This window comes from Streptomyces sp. CNQ085 (assembly GCF_022614595.1).
GTDB lineage: Bacteria > Actinomycetota > Actinomycetes > Streptomycetales > Streptomycetaceae > Streptomyces.
The window spans coordinates 12,292-15,987 of the sequence record NZ_JAJFAU010000114.1; the positions used below are offsets into that span (position 1 = coordinate 12,292).

Consider the following 3,696-nt stretch of genomic DNA (forward strand, 5'->3'; position numbering starts at 1 on the left):
GTCCAGCGGCACCCGCCACAGCAGGCGGGTGCCGCCGGACGGCGGCCTCTCCAGCAGCAGCTCGCCGCCGAGCTTCCCGGCCCGCTCCGCCAGGTTCACCAGCCCGCTGCGGCGGCCGTCCTCCGGAACGCCCACCCCGTCGTCGGTCACCGTGGCGGTCAGGGAGCCGCCCGCCACCACCAGCGAGACCTCGGCCACCGCGGCCCGCGCGTGCCGCGCCACGTTCGACAGCGCCTCGGCCAGTACCGCCACCACATGATCGGCCACACCCGGCGGCACGTCGGTGTCCACCAGGCCCTCCATGCGCAGGGCCGGGGTGAAGCCCAGGTTCCCCACGGCCTCCTCCACCAGCCGGGCCACCCGCACTCGCAGCCCCTGCCGCCCGGTGCGGCCGTCGCCGTGGCTGCGCAGGCCGAAGATCGTCGACCTGATGATCTTGATGGTCTCGTCCAGGTCGTCCACGGCCCGCAGCAGCCGCTCGCTCGCCTCCTGGTGCCGGACGAAACGCACAGCACTCTGCAGCGTCATGCCCGTGGCGAACAGCCGCTGAATGGCCAGGTCGTGCAGGTCGCGGGCGATGCGGTCGCGGTCTTCCAGCAGGGTCACCTGTTCGGCCGCCCGGCGCCGCTCCGCCAGTTCCATGGCCACCGCGGCCTGCCCGGAGAACGAGGCCAGCGGCGCCGTCTCCGTCTCCGTGAACGGCGCACGCCTCTCCCCGCGCGCCAGCAGCAGCACACCGCGCACCCCGTCGCCGGCGCCCATCGGCACCGCCACCGCCGGACCCGTGCCCTTCCAACGTTGCGCGCCCGCCGAGGCACGGGGGTCGTTCGCGATGTCGGCGCTGGTGATCGCCTCGCCGGCGGCCAGCGCCGCCCCCACGAAGGACCCCTCCGCGGGCAGCACCAGTCCGCGGAACTCCTCGCCGCTCCTCCCTTCGGCCAGCACCACCTGGAGGTTGCCGGTGTCCTCCAGCGGCAGGGCCAGTACGCCCAGGTCGGCGGCGAGGATGTGGCGCGCGTGGTCGACGACCAGTGCCAGTACCTCCCGCTCGTCCGCCCCGGACAGCAGTCCGGCGGTGATCTCGGCGTTGGCCTCCATCCAGCGCTCGCGGTTGCGGGCCTGCTCGTAGAGGCGGGCGTTCTCGATGGCCACGCCCGCCGCCACGGCGAGGGTGGAGAGCACCGCCTCGTCCTCGGCGTCGAACTCCGCGCCACCCCGCTTCTCGGTCAGGTAGAGGTTGCCGAAGACCTCCTCGCGCACCCGGATCGGTACGCCCAGGAAGGAGTGCATCGGCGGATGGTTGGGCGGGAAGCCCGAGGAGTTGCGGTGCTCGGCCAGATCCGGGATGCGCAGCGGCTCCGGATGGCGGATCAGCTCGCCCAGCAGGCCGTGGCCCGACGGCAGCGGGCCGATGGTCTCGACCGTCTCCTCGTCGATGCCCACCGGGATGAACTGGGACAGCCGGCCGTCCTCGCCGATGACGCCGAGGGCGCCGTACTCGGCGTCGACCAGCAGCACCGCGGCCTCCACGATCCGCTGGAGCGCGTGGGCCAGGTCCAGCTCCTGCCCCACCGACATCACGGCCTCGAGCAGACTGCGCACCCGGTCCCGGGTGCCGCGCACCGCGTCGACGCGAGCCTGCAGCTCGTCCAGCAACTCGTCCAACTGCAGCCGAGGCAGACGCCCTGCGTCCTTCTCGCTCCCCATGCCCACCGGTCCTTCCGTCAGGCCCCAGAGAGCCTCTGCCCAAAGGTATCGGTTCACCCGAGCGGACCGCTGCCCCGCCTCGGGACGTCCGGTCCGGGTGATCCTCTTGGCCTCTGAACGTGTAATACGAACTACTTGGCACACTATTCATGAGCACAAGAATCCGACAGTCTCTTCTCACTCCGCCCATCGGGTGAACTGCGGCGCTCCGAAGGCAGGCACCACCGCCCGGCCGGGAAGGTCTCCGCCTCGGGCGGCCCTCACCCGGGCCGACCGTCCCGAACACCGGAAGCGCCCGAGGACACCCGAAGAGCACTGGAGAGATCCATGGAGATGCCCGCTGTGACCGAATGCGCCGTGGAGCCCTGCGCATACAACAGGGAGCACGCCTGCCACGCGCTCGCCATCACCGTCGGCGACCCCCAGCAGGCCCAATGCGACACCTTCTTCACCGCCCCGCGCAAGGGCGGCAGCCCGGAGGCCGCCGCGCACGTCGGCGCCTGCAAGATGTCGGACTGCCGGCACAACACCGACTTCGAGTGCCAGGCGACCGGCATCTCGGTGGGCGCCCTGCACGGCACGGCCGACTGCCTGACCTACTCCCCGAACTGAGCCGATCCCGGACCGGCCCCGTCGGCCCTCACCTCTCCACGTCCCGCCCGCCGCCGGGCCGCGTCAGCACATCCGGAACGGAGGTCGCCGACGGAATTCCGCCCGCAGGTTGCGGGTACGGCGCTCCGGGTACCCGACCGGGTACCCGGAGCGTCCGGAGGCCGGACCACGGCACCGGGGGCGAGCGCCGGAAAGTTCGGAGAGCGGTGACGAGCATGCACGCGGAACTGGGAGACGAGCTGATCATCGAGAGCCCCGCCACGGGCATCCCCCGGCGGGACGGCGAGATCGTCGGGCTGCACCACGGCGACGGGACGCCGCCGTACGACGTGCGCTGGTCGGACACCGGCAGGGTCTCGCTGGTGTTCCCCGGGCCCGACGCCCACGTCCGCCATCTGCACCACCACGGGGAGCCGGGCGCAGGACCCTGATCCCATGTGCCGCCCGCTCATCCCGGCTGTTCGGCGGAACGGACGACAACCTCCGGCCGACGAGCGCCGGAGACATGACCGACTCAACTCCAACAGCAGTTTCGCGTATCAACAGTCAAAACTGTTGATATATGGGCTTGCGAATGCTTCGCTGGTCACATGCGATTGAGCGCAACCGGCACGGCCAGTGCTCCACGGCCACTCCCCCAGGGCGATCAGGCACGGCTGCTCGCCCCGATGCTGCGAGCGATGGCCGACGAGACCCGGCTGACGCTCCTGCTGCTGCTTGCGGATCGCTCGCGCACGGTGAAGGAGCTGCACCAGGCGACCGGCCTGAGCAGGACCCTCATAAGCCACCACCTCGCACCGCTGCGCGAGCAGAAGCTGGTCGGGGTATTTCCACAAGGCCGTAGCAACGTCTACTCACTGCGCTGCTCGGCGCTCCGAGGGCCGTCGCAACTACTGGCCGCCCTGGCCGCCGTTTCTCCGGACGACACCAGGGTCCACCTGGAGCGTCCGGACGTCGGCCCGGTTCCCGCCACCGAGAGTTCACGGTCGTCGAAGCGAGCCGGCCCGGCACCCCTGTAGACCACTTGCCTGTTCGGCAAGTGGTGGGCTTTTCCTGCGACAACTCACCAAGAAAGGGATGTACCCATGAGCAAGTCCACGAAGAAGGGCGGCGTGCTCGGACGCCTCCTCGGGTCCGACAGCTCCAAGAACGACTGCTGTGCCGTTCAGATCGTCGAAGAGCCGGAGGAGACGAAGAACCAGGTCGCCCCCGCCCCCGCCCCCGCCCCCGCCCCCGCCCCCGCCCCCGAAAACAACACCGACAGCTCCTGCTGCGGTTCCCAGGCCGAGCAGGAGGTCCCGGTGGCGGAGGCGCGCCGCTGACTGAACCACTCGCGGCGGGGCGGCCCCTGAGCGGGCCGCCCAGCCGCCCGGGGGG

4 protein-coding genes and 1 pseudogene are annotated in these 3,696 nt (G+C 71.2%); 4 read left to right on the plus strand and 1 reads right to left on the minus strand.

The annotated features are described in order from the left end of the window. Positions 1-1,707: GAF domain-containing sensor histidine kinase (locus LJ221_RS17855; RefSeq protein ID WP_241717730.1), on the minus strand; the 1,707-nt coding region annotated here is incomplete at its 3' end. 327 nt (positions 1,708-2,034) lie between these two features. Between LJ221_RS17855 and LJ221_RS17860 the strand changes: the two genes are divergently transcribed. The 4 genes and pseudogenes from LJ221_RS17860 (at position 2,035) to LJ221_RS17875 (ending at position 3,641) form a co-directional block, all read left to right on the plus strand. Next, positions 2,035-2,319 carry a DUF1540 domain-containing protein gene (locus LJ221_RS17860; protein ID WP_206347658.1) on the plus strand — a complete coding sequence of 95 codons (285 nt, stop codon included), beginning with the start codon at positions 2,035-2,037 and terminating at the stop codon, positions 2,317-2,319. Positions 2,320-2,534: 215 nt separating this feature from the next. Next, positions 2,535-2,738 (plus strand): annotated as a pseudogene (locus LJ221_RS17865) (DUF1918 domain-containing protein); the annotation flags it as partial. A 249-nt stretch (positions 2,739-2,987) separates the two neighbouring features. After that, positions 2,988-3,338 (plus strand): helix-turn-helix transcriptional regulator, encoded by a 351-nt coding sequence (locus LJ221_RS17870; protein ID WP_302852025.1) that lies wholly within the window; start codon positions 2,988-2,990, stop codon positions 3,336-3,338. 66 nt (positions 3,339-3,404) lie between these two features. After that, complete coding sequence (locus LJ221_RS17875) at positions 3,405-3,641, plus strand: hypothetical protein (RefSeq protein WP_241717732.1); 237 nt, start codon at positions 3,405-3,407, stop codon at positions 3,639-3,641. Positions 3,642-3,696: the final 55 nt, after the last annotated feature.

Bases quoted from the DNA above. Each gene is read 5' to 3' on its own strand.
- LJ221_RS17870 (WP_302852025.1), top strand. From the start codon at position 2,988: ATGCTGCGAGCGATGGCCGACGAGACCCGGCTGACGCTCCTGCTGCTG.
- LJ221_RS17860 (WP_206347658.1), top strand. From the start codon at position 2,035: ATGGAGATGCCCGCTGTGACCGAATGCGCCGTGGAGCCCTGCGCATAC.
- LJ221_RS17875 (WP_241717732.1), top strand. From the start codon at position 3,405: ATGAGCAAGTCCACGAAGAAGGGCGGCGTGCTCGGACGCCTCCTCGGG.